We start from the raw sequence: 13,654 nt of genomic DNA, 5'->3' as shown, positions 1-13,654 counted from the left end.
GCTTTACCTTTTCTTGGTGGTTGGGGTACTGTTTTCCTCACGGAGGGGAGTACTCCCGCTGCGACGTACCCGTCAATACGGATCAGGCCTGGTCCCGGGGCGTCGGCCCATCTTGGGTGGAAGAGACCTCCGGCAGCGCGACGACGCTGATCACCTGCCGTTACGTACTGCCGGAGGCGCAGTGGATGTTTCCCTGGCCCTATGGGTCCCGACCATCTTGGGCCTTGCCGCCCTCATCGCGGTCGACTTCTTCATCGGCCGCAAGCCGCACGACGTGTCGATCAAGGAAGCGGGGATCTGGACCGTCGTCTGGATCGCCCTGGCCGGTCTCTTCGGAGTCGGGCTCCTCGTCTTCAGCGGTGGTGAACCGGCCGGCGAGTTCTTCGCGGGCTTCATCACCGAGAAGTCCCTCAGTGTCGACAACCTCTTCGTCTTCGTCCTGATCATGGCGAAGTTCGCGGTCCCCTCGCAGTACCAGCAACGGGTCCTGCTCGTAGGCGTCCTCATAGCCCTGGTCCTGCGAGCGATCTTCATCGCCGCGGGCGCCGCGATCCTCGCCAGCTTCGCCTGGGTCTTCTACCTCTTCGGCGCCTTCCTCATCTGGACCGCCTGGAAGCTCATCCAGGAGGCCCGGGCCGACGAGGAGGACGAGGAGTTCGAGGAGAACAAGCTGCTCAAGGCCGTGGAGAAGCGCTTCGGCGTGGCCGACCGCTACCACGGTACGAAGCTGTGGATCGAGCAGAACGGCAAGCGGGTCATGACCCCGATGCTGGTCGTGATGCTCGCGATCGGCACGACCGACGTGCTCTTCGCCCTCGACTCCATCCCCGCGATCTTCGGCCTGACGCAGGACCCCTACATCGTCTTCACGGCCAACGCGTTTGCCCTGATGGGTCTGCGGCAGCTCTACTTCCTCATCGGCGGTCTGCTGAGGAAGCTGGTCCACCTCAGCTACGGCCTGTCGGTGATCCTCGGCTTCATCGGCGTGAAGCTGGTGCTGCACGCCATGCACGAGTCCGGGGTCCATGTGCCCGAGATCAGTATCCCGGTCTCGCTCGGCGTCATCTGCTCCGTCCTGATCGTCACCACGCTCACCAGCCTGCGGGCCTCGAAGAAGCAGGCGGCGGCCGAGGAGGCGCGGACCGCGAGCGAAGGCGCTCCGAAGGACAGCATCGAGGCCTGACCACGGAGTACGTAGGAACAACCACCCCCGGGAGCGGTGCGCGGCGAATTGCCGGGCGCCGCTCCCGGTGCTTCGTTGGGAGCTGGCGTTTCCACGCGGGAACGCCGGATCCGGGTGGAGGCACCATGGGCACATCACAGCGGTTCGTCCAGATCGTCGAGTTCGAGACCGACCGCATCGACGAGATGCGGGCGCTGGTCGAGGAGGGGGAACAGCGCATCACCGGCCGAGCCGACGGCCCGAAGCGCCGCCTCGTCCTCAAGGACCGGAGCCGGCCGAACCGCTACCTCGTGGTCGTCGAGTTCGACTCCTACGACGAGGCCATGCGCAACAGTGACGATCCGGAGACGGGCAAGTTCGCCGAGCGGATGGCCGCGCTCTGTACCAGCCCCCCGTCCTTCACCGACTGCGACGTCCAGGACACCACCGAGTTCGGCTGACGGAGTCTGCGCACGGCCTGCAGGGCCCGCACGGGCCGTGCAGGCCGGCATGCGAGGCCCCTACGGCTCTGCGACGATCGCAGCATGATCGCTCGGCTCGGATCGGTCACGGCCCGGTGGACGTCCCTCGTGCCGGCGCTGGCGGTGGTCCTGCTGGCCCTGACCTGGGGACGCGACCTGCCCGGCGCGGTCGTCGCGGTGGTGACCCCGGTGCTCGCCGGAGCGGTCCTGGCCGCCGTGCACCACGCGGAGGTCGTGGCCCACCGGGTCGGCGAACCCTTCGGTTCCCTCGTCCTCGCGGTCGCCGTGACGATCATCGAGGTCGCCCTGATCGTCACGCTGATGGCGGACGGCGGTGACAAGAGCTCGACGCTGGCCAGGGACACCGTCTTCGCGGCCGTGATGATCACCTGCAACGGCATCGTCGGCCTCTGCCTCCTGGCCGCCTCGCTGCGGCACGGCACGGCGATCTTCAACCCGGAGGGCACCGGCGCGGCCCTGGCGACCGTCGCGACCCTGGCCACGCTGAGCCTGGTGCTGCCGACCTTCACCACCAGCAAACCGGGCCCGGAGTTCTCCAGCGTCCAGCTCACCTTCGCCGCACTGTCCTCGCTGGTCCTGTACGGGCTGTTCGTGGCGACCCAGACCATCCGGCACCGCGACTACTTTCTCCCGGTCACCCGTCAGGGAGACGTGATCACCGCCGACGACCACGCAGGCACCCCCACGTCCCGGACCGCCCTGATCAGCCTCGGGCTGCTCGGCCTCGCCCTGATCGGTGTGGTGGGCCTCGCCAAGGGGGTCTCGCCCACGATCGAGTCAGGAGTGGAGGCGGCCGGACTGCCCCAGGCGGTCGTCGGTGTGGTCATCGCGCTGCTGGTGCTGCTCCCCGAGACCATCGCCGCGCTGCGCTCCGCCCGCCGCGACCGGGTGCAGACCAGCCTCAACCTCGCGCTCGGTTCCGCGATGGCCAGTATCGGTCTCACCATCCCCGCGGTCGCCCTGGCCTCTGTCTGGCTCTCCGGGCCGCTCGTCCTCGGCCTCGGCTTCACCTACATGGTGCTGCTGGCGCTGACCGTCGTGGTCAGTTCGCTGACGGTGGTCCCGGGACGGGCCACGCCGTTGCAGGGCGGCGTCCATCTCGTGTTGTTCGCGGCCTATCTGGAGCTGGCGATCAATCCGTAGCCGGCCGCACGGCGGCCACCGGCACCGGCCGGGTCTCCGGGAGCAGCGCGAAGCAGCCCAGGCTGAGGAGCGCGATCCCCGTCAGATACGCGCCCACACCCCAGGGGACCCGCCCCGACCGCTCCGCGAGGGCGGTCGCCACGATCGGCGTGAGCGCGCCCCCGAGGACGCCGCCGAGGTTGTAGCCGACCGCCGCACCGGTACAGCGCACACGTGGCGCGTACAGCTCCGGCAGATATGCCGCGATCACCGCGAACATCGTGACGAAAGCGAGCAGCGCCCCCAGGAAGCCGACGAACATCGGCAGCGGCTCGCCGGTCGAGAGCAGCGCGACCAGCGGGAACATCCACAGCGCGGCCGCCGCGCAGCCCACGAGGCACAACGGCCGTCGGCCGAAGCGGTCGCCGAGCAGCGCCATCACGGGCGTCAGCGCACCTTTCACCACCACGGCGGCCATGATGCAGGTCAGCATGACCGTGCGGCTGACACCGAGCCGTTCCGTCGCGTACGCCAGCGACCAGGTCGTCACGGCGTAGAAGATCGCGTACCCGACGGCGAGCGCGCCGGCGGTCAGCAGGACGAGCCGCCAGTGGTCGCGCACGACCTCGGCGAACGGCACACGCGCGTGGTCGTCGATCTCCAGGAACCGCGGGCTCTCGGGCAGCGACGACCTGAGCCACAGGCCCAGCACGGCGAGCGCGCCGGCCGCCCAGAAGGGCACCCGCCACCCCCATCGCGTGAACTGCGTCTCCGTGAGCGCCACGGACAGGACCAGCACCACCCCGTTGGCGAGCAGGAAGCCCACCGCGGGCCCGACCTGCGGGAAGCTCGACCACAGCGCGCGCCGCCCGGCGGGCGCGTGTTCCGCGGTCAGCAGCACCGCGCCGCCCCATTCCCCGCCGAGCCCCAGCCCCTGGAGGAAACGCAGGACGAGCAACAGCAGGGGGGCGGCCACCCCGATCGTGTCGTACGTCGGCACGCAGCCGACCGCGACCGTCGAGGCACCGGTCAGCAGCAGGGAGACGACGAGGACGGGCCGCCGCCCGCGCCGGTCCCCGATGTGCCCGAACAGCACCGCTCCCAGCGGCCGGGCCACGAACCCCACGCCGAATGTCGCGAACGCGGCCAGCGTTCCCGCCAGCGGCGAGAACGTCGGGAAGAACAGCGGCCCCAGGACCAGCGCGGCCGCGGTCCCGTAGACGAAGAAGTCGTAGAACTCGATGGCCGTCCCGGCGAGCGAGGCGGTCGCGAGCCGTGGCATGGAGGGCGCCTTCACGGTGCGTACGTCGTGCATGCCGCGTCAACCACCCACAGTGATCGCGGGTTACGGGGGCGCGTGGGGGTGCGGACGGCCGCCAGGGGCTCAGTAGGTCACGGTGATGCGCCGTGCGGGACCGTCGACACGGACCGTACCGCCGTAGGGGATGACCAGTTGCGGGTCGGTGTGGCCGAAGTCCACGTCGAAGACGGCCAGGGTGTCGGGCGCGTACGCCCGTAGCGCGCGCTCCACAGCCGTGCGCTGTTCCCCTGCGTAACGGGCCGCCTCCTCCGGGCTGTTGGGGCGCTCGAAGGACCAGCTCTTGGCGCGGGCCATCAGCAACGCCGGGAAGCGCCGCAGCAGCCCGCGCTCGCCCATGTTGCGCAGGATCCGGAAGACGTCCGAGGCGCTGGGCAGCTCCTCGGACGTCTCCAGGATCAGGACCCCGCCGTCGTACGTCGCGGGGTCGCGCGCGATCTCGCGGTCGGCCATCAGCAGCCAGGAGAGGATCTCCAGGTTTCCGCCCCAACTGCGGCCCTCCACCACACGGTCGGCGTTGACCCAGCTCCAACCGGCGCCGGGCCGGCTGTCGGGCTCCGTCTCGAAGGTCTCCGGGTCGGCCCAGTCGCGGCTGACGTCGTTCCAGCGCTCGGCGGGCCGCAGCTCGTAGGGGCCCGAGGTGAACAGCGCGGCGCGCAGCGAGTCGGCGGTCTGTGGGTGCATGGCTCCGGGGCGCCCGAGCTCGCACATCACGCTCGCCCCGTGGTAGCCCACGATGCCGGTGCTGTACAGGAACGCCAACAGGTTGGTGTTGTCGCTCCACCCGAAGAACGGCTTGGGGTGGGCGCGCAGCAACTCCCGGTCCAGCAGGGGCAGTACGGTGATCTGGTCGTCGCCGCCGATCGACGCGACGACCGCCTTCACATCCGGGTCGGCGAACGCGGCGTGGATGTCGTCGGCGCGCTCCCGCGGCGTCGACCCCATCGTGCGGGTCGTCGGGTACTCGACGGGCTCCAGGCCGAAGTTCTCGCGGAGCCGCTCCAGGCCCAGTTCGTAGGGGCGCGGGAAGAGCCCGGGCAGGCCCGCGGAGGGCGAGAGGACGGCTATGCGGTCGCCGGGCGAGGGCTTCGGGGGATACGAGAACGTGGCCATGCCGGGAGGGTACGGCCCGCTGCCCTGCGGTTTCACCGTGATAAACCGGTAGGAGCGACGGTTCCCGACGGACCGCCCACTACGGACCGGAGGAACCGTGCCCCGCAGCCTGGCCAACGCCCCGATCATGATCCTCAACGGCCCCAACCTGAATCTCCTGGGCCAGCGCCAGCCGGAGATCTACGGGTCCGACACACTCGCCGACGTCGAGGCGCTGTGCGTCAAGGCGGCGGCCACGCACGGCGGTACCGTGGACTTCCGGCAGTCCAACCACGAGGGCCAACTGGTCGACTGGATCCACGAGGCGCGGCTGAACCACTGCGGCATCGTGATCAACCCGGGCGCCTACTCGCACACATCGGTCGCCATCCTGGACGCCCTCAGCACCTGTGACGGCCTGCCGGTGCTGGAGGTCCACATCTCCAACATCCACCAGCGCGAGTCCTTCCGGCACCACTCGTACGTCTCGCTGCGCGCCGACGGGGTCATCGCGGGCTGCGGGGTGCAGGGCTACGTGTTCGGCGTGGAACGGGTCGCCGCGCTGGCGGGCGCGGGGAAGGCCGACGCGTAAGCACCGCTTTCCAGGCGCACGCCCCTTACCGCGCCCTTCAGAGACGGCGCGCCTCCACGATCCGCCGCAGGAAGCGCCGCGTGCGCTCCTGCCGCGGGTCGCCGAAGAGCTGCTCGGCGGTGCCCCGCTCCAGTACGACGCCTTCGTCCAGGAAACAGACCTGGTCGGCCACCTCGCGCGCGAAGCCCATCTCATGGGTGGCGAGCACCATGGTCATGCCGTCCGCCTTCAGATCCCGGACGACGTTCAGGACCTCGCCCACCAGTTCCGGGTCGAGGGCCGCCGTGATCTCGTCGAGCAGCAGCAGCCGGGGACGCACGGCCAGGGCACGGACGATCGCCACCCGCTGCTGCTGGCCGCCGCTGAGCCGGTCGGGGTACTCGCCCGCCTTGCCGGCCAGCCCGAGCCGCTCCAGGAGCGACCTGGCGTGTTCCTCCGCCTGCGCGCGGGCGACGCCGTGCACGCGCCGCGGGGCGAGCGTGATGTTCTCCAGCACCGTCATGTGCGGGAACAGGTTGTACGCCTGGAAGACCACGCCGATACGGCGCCGTACCGCGTCCTGGTCGACGCGCGGGTCGGTGATCTCCTCGCCGTCCAGCCAGATCGCGCCGTCGTCGATGTCCTCGAGCAGGTTGGCGCAGCGCAGCAGCGTGGACTTGCCGGAGCCGGAGGCGCCGATCAGCGCCGTCACCGTGTGCGGGGCGACCTCCAGGTCGACGTCCCGCAGGACGACGGAGCCGCCGAAGGTCTTGCGGACGGACTCCATCCGCAGCACCGGAGCGTCGCTCATGTCGTTCCTCCCTGGGCCCGCTGACGGTCCATCCGGGCCGTCACCCAGTCCGTGAAGCGGGTCATCGGGATGGTCAGCGCCACGAAGACCAGTCCCGCGACGATGTACGGCGTGTAGTTCAGGCTGCGGCCCACGATGATGTCCGCCGCGCGTACGGCGTCGATCGCGCCGCCGATGGAGACGAGACCGGTGTCCTTCTGCAGCGACACCAGGTCGTTCAGCAGCGGCGGTACCTGGCGGCGCACCGCCTGGGGAAGCACCACGAAGCGCAGTGCCTGCCGGTTGTTCAGGCCCAGCGAGCGGGCCGCGGCGCGCTGGGAGGGGTGCACGGACTCGATGCCGGCGCGGAACACCTCGGCGACGTACGCCGAGTACGTGAGCGTCAGTGCCGTACCGCCCAGCAGGACGGGGTCGACGGTCACGCCCTGCAGCCGCAGCGCCGGGACGCCCAGCACCACGATCATCAGGTTGATGATCAGTGGCAGGCCGCGGAAGAAGTCCGTGTACGCCGCCGCCAGCACCCGCAGCGGGAAGAACACGGGCCCGCGCAGGGTGCGGGCCACGGCGATGAGCATGCCGAGGACGAGCACGGCGGCGCCGCAGATCAGCAGCAGTCTGACGTTCAGCCAGAGCCCCTCGAGGACCTTGGGGAACGCCTCGCGCGCGTACTGCCCGTCGAAGAAGGTCTCCTTGGTGCGTGACCAGCCCGGCGCGCCGACGACGACCAGGTACAGGACGGCCCCCGTGACCAGGGTCGACAGGGCGGCGATCGCCGTGGCGCGGCGGGCACGCGCGCGTTTGTGGCGCTCGCGCTCCAGCCGCCGCCGCGAGGGGACGTAGCCGTCACCGGAGGCGTCCCGGTCGCCCCCGGACCCGTCGCCCTCGCCGTCCGTGCCTTCCCGGCCGGACTCGTCCTTCGTGAACGTCACTTGAGCACCGGGGCGTCGACGGCGTCGGAGAGCCACCGCTGCTCGATCTTCGCCAGGGTGCCGTTCTCGCGGAGCGCGTCCACGGCTGTGGTCACGCAGGAGGTGAGCGCGCTGCCCTTGTCGAGCACGAGCCCGAACTGCTCCGGCGCGCTGCCCCGGTTCTCGAACTGGCCGACGATCTCGGCGTCCGTGACCTCGGCGGCAGTGATGTAGAAGGCGGTCGGCAGATCGGTGACGACGGCGTCGACCTGGCCGTTCTTCAGCGCGGACTTGGCCTGGTCGTTCTTGGCGTAGACGGCCGCTTGCCCGGTGGGCTTCACCACGTCGTCGATGTAGTTCAGGCTGGTCGTGCCGACCTGGGCGCCCAGCTTGAGGCCCTTGAGGTCCGCGATGCCGGTCGCCTCGGCGGCCTTGCTGCCCTTCAGGGCGATGACGGCCTGACGCACGTCGTAGTAGCCGGAGGAGAAGTCGACGGCCTTCCTGCGCTCCTCGCTGATCGACACCTGGTTGATGTCGAAGTCGAAGGTCTTCTCGCCGGGCGCGAACGCCTTGTTGAACGGCACGCTCTGCCAGACGACGGCGCTCTTGTCGTAACCGAGCCGCTCCGCCACGGCATAGGCCACCGCCGACTCGAAGCCCTCCCCGTTGGACGGCTTGTCGTCCTTGAACCACGGCTCGTACGCGGGCTCGTCGGTCGCGATCGTCAGCTTGCCGGAGGTCTCGGTGGCCAGCTTGCCCTTGGCGCAGGTGTTCGCGCTCGAACCGGAAGGCGTGGAAGCCGCCTTCTCCTCCGGCTGCGGAGCGCAGCCGACGGCGGTCGCGAGAAGGGCTACGGTGGCGCCGGCTACGGCGCGGCGCAGAACACGCGGGGCAATGTGCATGGCCGGAGAGTGGCAGCGAAAACCCTGTGTGTCGAGGTCACACCATCAATCGTCCGCATATTGGGAACGGGTGTTGCGTTCTCGTGAACAGGCTCGACGACCTCCCCTGGGCCGCCGGTCGAGGGCGGGGATCGTGGACCGGCGGCCCGATCCGCACCGGAGCCGTCATCCCGCGCGGAACTGAGACCAGTTGACCGCGCAACTACGAGTGCGGGGAGCGCGCGCGAGGGATCGGCGCGTGCACGCGATTCACACGGGGCGCGCGTTCCGTGACGCACGCCCCCTGTGAAAGAGCTCGCGTCGGCTCACCACCCGCGCGCGTGCCACTCGGGAAGGTGCGGCCGCTCCGCGCCCAGCGTGGTGTCGTTTCCGTGGCCCGGATAGACCCAGGTCTCGTCCGGCAGCACGGCGAAGATCTTCGTCTCGACGTCGTGGATCAGGGCGGCGAACGCCGCCGGGTCCTTGCGCGTGTTGCCCACACCGCCGGGGAACCCCTAGGGTTCTCTCCCGTGAACACTAGGACGCTCCCGCGCCGTACCCTCGTCTTCCTGTACGCCCGGATCTCCGAGGACCCCCGCGACCGCCGACGGGGCGTCAAACGGCAGATGAGCGACCTGCGCACGTTCTCCGAGGAGAACGGCTGGGAGGTCGGCGGCGAGTACATCGAGAATGACGTCTCCGCCCACTCGGGCGAGGAACGCCCCGAGTATGACCGGCTGATGGCCGACGCAATCGAGGCCGCCCGCGAACCCGGTGTCCGGGTCATCGTCGCGGGCTACCACCCGTCGCGCGTGTGGCGGCGTCGTGTTGAGCGCGCGCAGGCGATCGAGGACTTGCGGCACGCGGGGTGCTGGGTCGCGTTCGAGTCGGGCGGCCTGTTCAACATGGCGAAGGCGTCGGACCGGTCGCAGCTCGCCAACCTCGGCGAGTCCGACACCGCCGAGTCCGAGGTGAAGAGTGAGCGGGTGGCTCGGGCCGCCCTGGAGCGCGCCCAGGAGGGCCGGGCGAACGGCGCCGTGGCGTACGGGTGGCGGCGTCAGTACGAGTACGACGCGCGAGGCCAGGTAAGCGGATTCCATGACGTCGAGGACCCGGTACAGGCCGGGATTGTCCGGGAGATCGTCACTCGCCTGCTGGCTGGCGGCAGTCTCATCGGCATCACGGCTGACCTGAACGAGCGTGGTGTGCCATCGCCCGGTGCCGGGATGCAGCTCAAGCGGCGGGCGGTCGGGCAGAACGAGGACGGGTCGCTGTGGAACAAGACCAGCGTGAAGAAGCTCGCGCTGCGCCCGGCGAACGTGGGGATCCGCGTGCACCAGGGTGTGGAGTACAAGGCGGCATGGCCGGCGCTCATCACAGACGAGCAGTACGCGCAGCTGCGGAACCTATTCGCGGAGCGGGCCGTGGTGCGGGAGCTGCCGGGGGCGCGGAAGCATCTGCTGACGTGGGGCGAGGTCGCCACGTGCGGGCCGTGCGGGTCGGTGTTCCGGGTTGCGCTGAAGGGGAACGCGAACCGGGGCAGGAAGCAGCCGACGTATGTCTGCGACGCGGGAGGCTGCGTCGGCCGGAATGAGGAAGCGCTCGACCGCTACGTGGGGCGGGTCGTTGTGGGTGTGCTGTCGCGGCCCGAGGCGGCCGAGGTGTTCCGCGGGGACGACTCGGCGGCCCTGGCGGCCCTGGAGCGGGCGGAGGGGCTGAAGGCGCGCCAGGAGGCGGCGGCGGACGACTACGCGGACGGGATCATCACCCGTGAGCAGTTGCGGCGTATCACGGCGAAGCTGGCGAAGCAGATCACGGACGCGCAGAACGAGGCGCGCCGGTTGCGGCCGGCCTTCGACCTCGACGCTTTCGACGGCCTTGTGGGGCCTCGGTCGGCGGAGACGTGGGAAGCGCTCGAGGTGCCGCAGCAGCGGCGGGTCTTGGACGGTCTGGGCCTGCGGTTGAGGGTGCACCCGGTGGCGCGGCGCGGCCCCGGGTTCGACCAGAGCACCATTGAACTCCAGTGGGCGCGGACGGGCGACTGAGCGTGCGGATGCCTGGTCCCGATCCCTCGCCGTAGCGGCCCGCCCGTCCTGCGCTCCCGGTTCGAGCGCACCGGCCCCGACGTGCCCGGCACCTCCACGGCCGGACAGGCGTACCTCCTGGGCTCGCCCCGGCCGACCGCCCTGATGCGGTTCTTCCGGGTCGGCTCCCCGGTCCCCGTCAACGGCCTGGACCCGGCCATCGTGGACCTGTACGGCCCGGGCGAGCCCGCCCGACTGGAGGCCGAATCCGTCCCGCACATGGGCGGCGTCTACGCCGCCCGGGGCGGCCCGATCACCGTGAACGACGTGGCGGCCGCGCACGCCGTGGCGGAGGGCCTGGAGGCCGCCGGGGTCGACCCGCAGTCCACGGCCTACCTCGCCCCGCCCGTCCAGACGCCCGCGCCGTCCCCGGCCGGGCCGACGATGGACCCCACCGCCCCGGGCGCCGGCCTCATGCCGCCGCCGTCCAAGGGCAAGAGCGCCCCGTCCACCCGCAGCCGCATCCTCGACGCCCTCGCCGATGGCCCGCTGAACAAGCACGACCTCCAGGCGAAGGTGAACGCGGACGGCGGCCGCCAGGTGCGGAACATCGCGCCGACCCTGTCCGAGATGAAGTCACACGGCGAGCTGGAGCAGCCTGAGCGCGGCATGTGGGCCCTGCCCGCCGCCCCCTCGGGCGACTGACCGCCCGGCCGGGGACGTCCGGCAGATACCTCCCCGGACGTCCCCGGAGGCCGCCATGCTGACCGTCATGGACTTCGAATTCGACTGCTGGCGGTGCGGCACGACCTGTGTCGTCTGGGGGAAGCCCCGCGGTTTCTGGTCGACCACCCACTACGAGCTGCCGGGTGAGTTCGACTGCTGGAACTGCGGCGCGACCAACACCACCCCCGACGAGGACGACGACTGACCGCCCGCCCTCGCGCGCCAGGCCCGGAGCATCTCGGCTCCGGGCCTTCCTGTTGCCCCACGCACGGCCCCCGGCACCCCCGCCGGGGGCCGTCCTCGTACCCGCCCAGGAGGAACCCAATGGAACCGACCCGCCCCGAGCAGTCCCGGCAGCTCCCGCCGCACGTCCGCGCGCTGATCGCCGACGTGGAGAGCGTCTACCGGCCCGAGCAGCAGCCCGCCCCGGTGACGTCGTTCCGCGACGAGACGCCCGTGCCGAAGACCGGCGAGACCGGCACCCCGCCCGTGTGGCAGGACGACAAGCGCGTGGTGCCCTCCTGGGCGGCCGGGCTCGCGGTCGGCTCCCTCGGGGTCGGCGCCGGGGCGACCGGCCTCGGGTGCCGCCGCCTGGCTCGTCTTCAAGGGCCTGTCCCTGGTGAGCGTCCCGAGCCTCCAGACGTTCGCGCTGATCCTGCTCGCCCCGTTCGTCGGCGTCGCCCTCGCTGCGGTCGCCATCGGCGCGGCCGTCGCCAAGGCCAAGAGGTCGCACACCACCAACGTCTTCAAGGGCTCCGTCCAGGTCACGAACAAGACCGAGGTCCAGAGCACCGCGCGCGGCATGTTCGCCCGCAACCGCAACGACGTCCGCAACTGACCGCCCGGGCCCCTCACCGCCCGGCCGCCCTGATCGGTCCTCAGCACGCCCGCCAGGGCGTCCCGAGGGCCTTCCAGGCCGACCGGCCACCCCTCCCGACCGAATCACCCAAGGAGTCCACCCATGCCCTTCCAGAGGGCCGTCGCCTGCGGCCAACCGGCATGCATCGCTCTGTACCTCGCCCCGCCCCGCTACGGCCTGGACGCCGTACGCGCGGCCGCTATCCGTCTCGGCTGGGACGTCCCGGCCTCCGGCCTGTCGGTCCGCTGCCCGGGCTGCCGGGTCGGCTCCGGGCCCGTGACCGAGCGCGGTCTCTGCCCGTGCTGCGGCGGCTCCACGACGCCCACGGAGTTCGGCGCGCACTGCACCTGGTGCGGCCGCACGAGGCCGTACGACCGCGCCGCAGTCGACTCCCACCCGGTTCTGCCGTAGCGGCCGCCGACGACCACCAGGAGGACACCGACCCCATGACCATGACCCGGGCCATCACCTGCAACACCACAGGCTGTGTCGCCCTGTACCTCGGGGATCCGTTGCTCACCCTCACCGCCGTCCGCCTCTCCGCCCAGCGCGCCGGGTGGGACGCCAAGGACGCGGGCACCTCGGACCGCTGCCCGAGCTGCCGAAGCGGCGGGCTGCCCGTCCTGGAGCGCGGCGAGTGCCCCGTGTGCTGCGGCTCCACGTTCGCCACCGGGGAGGGCGACCGGTGCCACCACTGCGGGCACGTCATCCCGGCCCCGCCCGACGAGCTCGCCGACGAGGACGAGGACCAGGAGCACGGCGAGCAGCTGCACGCGGCGGAGGACGACCGGTGACCGGCGGCCCGCTTGACGGCCTCCCGGTCCGGCCCGAAGACCTCTCGCACTCGATGCTCGTCGCCGTCCTCATGGCGCACGGCGGCTCCCTGACCATCCCGGTCACCGCGTTCGAGCCCGACTCCACCGGAGGCCCTGACGGGTCCTGGCACGCCGTGGCCCTGGAACCGCTGGGGGACGGCACGGTGCGCCTGTCCGTCCGCCCCCGGCCGCCCGAGGTCGACGGCCCCGGCGTCCGGTTCGAGTGACACCCGCACCACACCGGCGGCCGCCGCTCCAGGCCGCCGCCGGCCTTCCCGACACCACCGAAGGAGCACCCCGCATGCGCACCACGACCAGCACCGCCGCGGCCGCCCAGTTCGCCGCCGTCTACGCCCTGCTCACCGCGTCCCACGAGGTCGCGGACTACTGGGTGCAGCAGGACAGGGACGCGGTCGCCAAGGGCCGCCAAGGGCACGAGGGACGGGCCGCCTGCGCCCGGCACGTCGCCTCCTACACCGCCACGCAGGCCCTCGCCCTGGCGGCCGCCTCCCGGCACCTCGGGCTGCGCCTGGACTGGCGGCGCGCTGCCGCCGGGCTCGCCGTCTCCGCCGTCACGCACTACGTCGCCGACCGGTGCGCCGGCCACTGGCGCGAGGACGGACCGGAGGCCCCGGCCCTGGTCCGCTTCGCCCACCGCAGCGGCAAAGGTCAGTGGCTCACCCGAGACCCGGGCGCCGGGCCCCTACTGGATCAGTCCTGGCACAAGGGATGGATCGCCCTCGCCGCCCTGATCGCCACCGGGCCCACCGGCTGACCGACGTACGGCTTTCCGCGCGGCCGCCTCCGTCCTCGAGGCGGCCGCGCGGCACGAGTGATCCGCCCTCAACCCGTCCACGTCCAC

17 protein-coding genes and 1 pseudogene are annotated in these 13,654 nt (G+C 71.3%); 12 read left to right on the top strand and 6 right to left on the bottom strand.

Translation table 11 applies throughout. From position 1 onward, the window contains the following. Nucleotides 1–181 precede the first annotated feature (181 nt). The 3 genes from ACIPFH_RS33125 to ACIPFH_RS33115 all read left to right on the top strand — a co-directional run bounded on the left by ACIPFH_RS33125 (nucleotide 182) and on the right by ACIPFH_RS33115 (nucleotide 2,808). Nucleotides 182–1,183, top strand: a complete 1,002-nt coding sequence (locus ACIPFH_RS33125) for a TerC family protein (RefSeq protein WP_356249862.1) — start codon at nucleotides 182–184, stop codon at nucleotides 1,181–1,183. 125 nt (nucleotides 1,184–1,308) lie between these two features. Then, nucleotides 1,309–1,623 (top strand): hypothetical protein, encoded by a 315-nt coding sequence (locus ACIPFH_RS33120; protein ID WP_401832319.1) that lies wholly within the window; start codon nucleotides 1,309–1,311, stop codon nucleotides 1,621–1,623. A gap of 84 nt (nucleotides 1,624–1,707) precedes the next feature. Beyond that, nucleotides 1,708–2,808, top strand: coding sequence for a calcium:proton antiporter (locus ACIPFH_RS33115; RefSeq protein WP_401832318.1), 1,101 nt, complete (start codon nucleotides 1,708–1,710; stop codon nucleotides 2,806–2,808). On the opposite strand, the gene ACIPFH_RS33110 is transcribed toward ACIPFH_RS33115, so the two are convergent. Beyond that, nucleotides 2,798–4,102 carry an MFS transporter gene (locus ACIPFH_RS33110; RefSeq protein ID WP_401832315.1) on the bottom strand — a complete coding sequence of 435 codons (1,305 nt, stop codon included), beginning with the start codon at nucleotides 4,100–4,102 and terminating at the stop codon, nucleotides 2,798–2,800. The two genes, ACIPFH_RS33115 and ACIPFH_RS33110, sit on opposite strands and share 11 nt — an antisense overlap. Before the next feature lie 69 nt (nucleotides 4,103–4,171). Further along, nucleotides 4,172–5,218 (bottom strand): S66 peptidase family protein, encoded by a 1,047-nt coding sequence (locus ACIPFH_RS33105; RefSeq protein WP_401832312.1) that lies wholly within the window; start codon nucleotides 5,216–5,218, stop codon nucleotides 4,172–4,174. A 97-nt stretch (nucleotides 5,219–5,315) separates the two neighbouring features. On the opposite strand from ACIPFH_RS33105, the gene aroQ reads away from it, so the two are divergent. Then, complete coding sequence (gene aroQ / locus ACIPFH_RS33100) at nucleotides 5,316–5,789, top strand: type II 3-dehydroquinate dehydratase (protein WP_356249872.1); 474 nt, start codon at nucleotides 5,316–5,318, stop codon at nucleotides 5,787–5,789. A 37-nt stretch (nucleotides 5,790–5,826) separates the two neighbouring features. Here the strand turns inward: aroQ and ACIPFH_RS33095 are convergent, their stop codons facing one another. From ACIPFH_RS33095 to ACIPFH_RS33080, 4 genes and pseudogenes are all read right to left on the bottom strand, one after another. Continuing rightward, on the bottom strand, nucleotides 5,827–6,579 hold the full coding sequence (locus ACIPFH_RS33095; RefSeq protein WP_401832310.1) for an amino acid ABC transporter ATP-binding protein: 753 nt from the start codon (nucleotides 6,577–6,579) through the stop codon (nucleotides 5,827–5,829). Continuing rightward, nucleotides 6,576–7,508 (bottom strand): amino acid ABC transporter permease, encoded by a 933-nt coding sequence (locus tag ACIPFH_RS33090; protein ID WP_401832307.1) that lies wholly within the window; start codon nucleotides 7,506–7,508, stop codon nucleotides 6,576–6,578. Before ACIPFH_RS33090 ends, ACIPFH_RS33095 begins: the two co-directional genes overlap by 4 nt. Next, a complete protein-coding gene (locus ACIPFH_RS33085; protein WP_401832306.1) occupies nucleotides 7,505–8,389 on the bottom strand; it encodes an ABC transporter substrate-binding protein in 885 nt (294 codons plus the stop codon). Before ACIPFH_RS33085 ends, ACIPFH_RS33090 begins: the two co-directional genes overlap by 4 nt. A 305-nt stretch (nucleotides 8,390–8,694) precedes the next feature. Beyond that, nucleotides 8,695–8,880 (bottom strand): annotated as a pseudogene (locus ACIPFH_RS33080) (MBL fold metallo-hydrolase); the annotation flags it as partial. Nucleotides 8,881–8,898: 18 nt separating this feature from the next. Between ACIPFH_RS33080 and ACIPFH_RS33075 the strand changes: the two are divergent. From ACIPFH_RS33075 to ACIPFH_RS33040, 8 genes are all read left to right on the top strand, one after another. Beyond that, the gene (locus ACIPFH_RS33075) at nucleotides 8,899–10,413 is read left to right on the top strand and encodes a recombinase family protein (RefSeq protein WP_401832303.1); all 1,515 of its coding nucleotides are present in this window, start codon (nucleotides 8,899–8,901) and stop codon (nucleotides 10,411–10,413) included. A gap of 81 nt (nucleotides 10,414–10,494) precedes the next feature. Then, complete coding sequence (locus tag ACIPFH_RS33070) at nucleotides 10,495–11,097, top strand: hypothetical protein (RefSeq protein WP_401832300.1); 603 nt, start codon at nucleotides 10,495–10,497, stop codon at nucleotides 11,095–11,097. 67 nt (nucleotides 11,098–11,164) lie between these two features. Then, entirely contained in the window at nucleotides 11,165–11,323 is a 159-nt protein-coding gene (locus ACIPFH_RS33065; RefSeq protein WP_401832299.1) for a hypothetical protein, read from the top strand. A gap of 414 nt (nucleotides 11,324–11,737) precedes the next feature. Further along, a complete protein-coding gene (locus ACIPFH_RS33060; protein WP_401832297.1) occupies nucleotides 11,738–11,956 on the top strand; it encodes a hypothetical protein in 219 nt (72 codons plus the stop codon). A 123-nt stretch (nucleotides 11,957–12,079) separates the two neighbouring features. Next, nucleotides 12,080–12,388, top strand: coding sequence for a hypothetical protein (locus tag ACIPFH_RS33055; protein WP_401832296.1), 309 nt, complete (start codon nucleotides 12,080–12,082; stop codon nucleotides 12,386–12,388). 35 nt (nucleotides 12,389–12,423) lie between these two features. Next, nucleotides 12,424–12,771 carry a hypothetical protein gene (locus ACIPFH_RS33050; RefSeq protein ID WP_401832295.1) on the top strand — a complete coding sequence of 116 codons (348 nt, stop codon included), beginning with the start codon at nucleotides 12,424–12,426 and terminating at the stop codon, nucleotides 12,769–12,771. Next, nucleotides 12,768–13,019: a pRL2-19 gene (locus tag ACIPFH_RS33045; RefSeq protein ID WP_401832294.1), complete on the top strand. Its 252-nt coding sequence runs from the start codon at nucleotides 12,768–12,770 to the stop codon at nucleotides 13,017–13,019. The genes ACIPFH_RS33050 and ACIPFH_RS33045 overlap by 4 nt, the downstream gene beginning before the upstream one ends. A gap of 74 nt (nucleotides 13,020–13,093) precedes the next feature. Next, on the top strand, nucleotides 13,094–13,567 hold the full coding sequence (locus ACIPFH_RS33040) for a hypothetical protein (RefSeq protein ID WP_401832292.1): 474 nt from the start codon (nucleotides 13,094–13,096) through the stop codon (nucleotides 13,565–13,567). Nucleotides 13,568–13,654: the final 87 nt, after the last annotated feature.

This window comes from Streptomyces sp. NPDC088157 (assembly GCF_044741545.1).
In the GTDB taxonomy this organism is placed as follows: domain Bacteria; phylum Actinomycetota; class Actinomycetes; order Streptomycetales; family Streptomycetaceae; genus Streptomyces.
The sequence above is the reverse complement of the archived record's forward strand: the minus strand, read 5'-3'. Positions and strand labels throughout refer to the sequence as shown.

What these genes read in the sequence shown, in the direction of transcription:
- ACIPFH_RS33110 (WP_401832315.1), bottom strand. Translation starts at nt 4,102, where the DNA reads ATGCACGACGTACGCACCGTGAAGGCGCCCTCCATGCCACGGCTCGCG.
- ACIPFH_RS33055 (WP_401832296.1), top strand. Translation starts at nt 12,080, where the DNA reads ATGCCCTTCCAGAGGGCCGTCGCCTGCGGCCAACCGGCATGCATCGCT.
- ACIPFH_RS33115 (WP_401832318.1), top strand. Translation starts at nt 1,708, where the DNA reads ATGATCGCTCGGCTCGGATCGGTCACGGCCCGGTGGACGTCCCTCGTG.
- ACIPFH_RS33065 (WP_401832299.1), top strand. Translation starts at nt 11,165, where the DNA reads ATGGACTTCGAATTCGACTGCTGGCGGTGCGGCACGACCTGTGTCGTC.
- ACIPFH_RS33085 (WP_401832306.1), bottom strand. Translation starts at nt 8,389, where the DNA reads ATGCACATTGCCCCGCGTGTTCTGCGCCGCGCCGTAGCCGGCGCCACC.
- ACIPFH_RS33050 (WP_401832295.1), top strand. Translation starts at nt 12,424, where the DNA reads ATGACCATGACCCGGGCCATCACCTGCAACACCACAGGCTGTGTCGCC.
- ACIPFH_RS33040 (WP_401832292.1), top strand. Translation starts at nt 13,094, where the DNA reads ATGCGCACCACGACCAGCACCGCCGCGGCCGCCCAGTTCGCCGCCGTC.
- ACIPFH_RS33095 (WP_401832310.1), bottom strand. Translation starts at nt 6,579, where the DNA reads ATGAGCGACGCTCCGGTGCTGCGGATGGAGTCCGTCCGCAAGACCTTC.
- ACIPFH_RS33120 (WP_401832319.1), top strand. Translation starts at nt 1,309, where the DNA reads ATGGGCACATCACAGCGGTTCGTCCAGATCGTCGAGTTCGAGACCGAC.
- ACIPFH_RS33105 (WP_401832312.1), bottom strand. Translation starts at nt 5,218, where the DNA reads ATGGCCACGTTCTCGTATCCCCCGAAGCCCTCGCCCGGCGACCGCATA.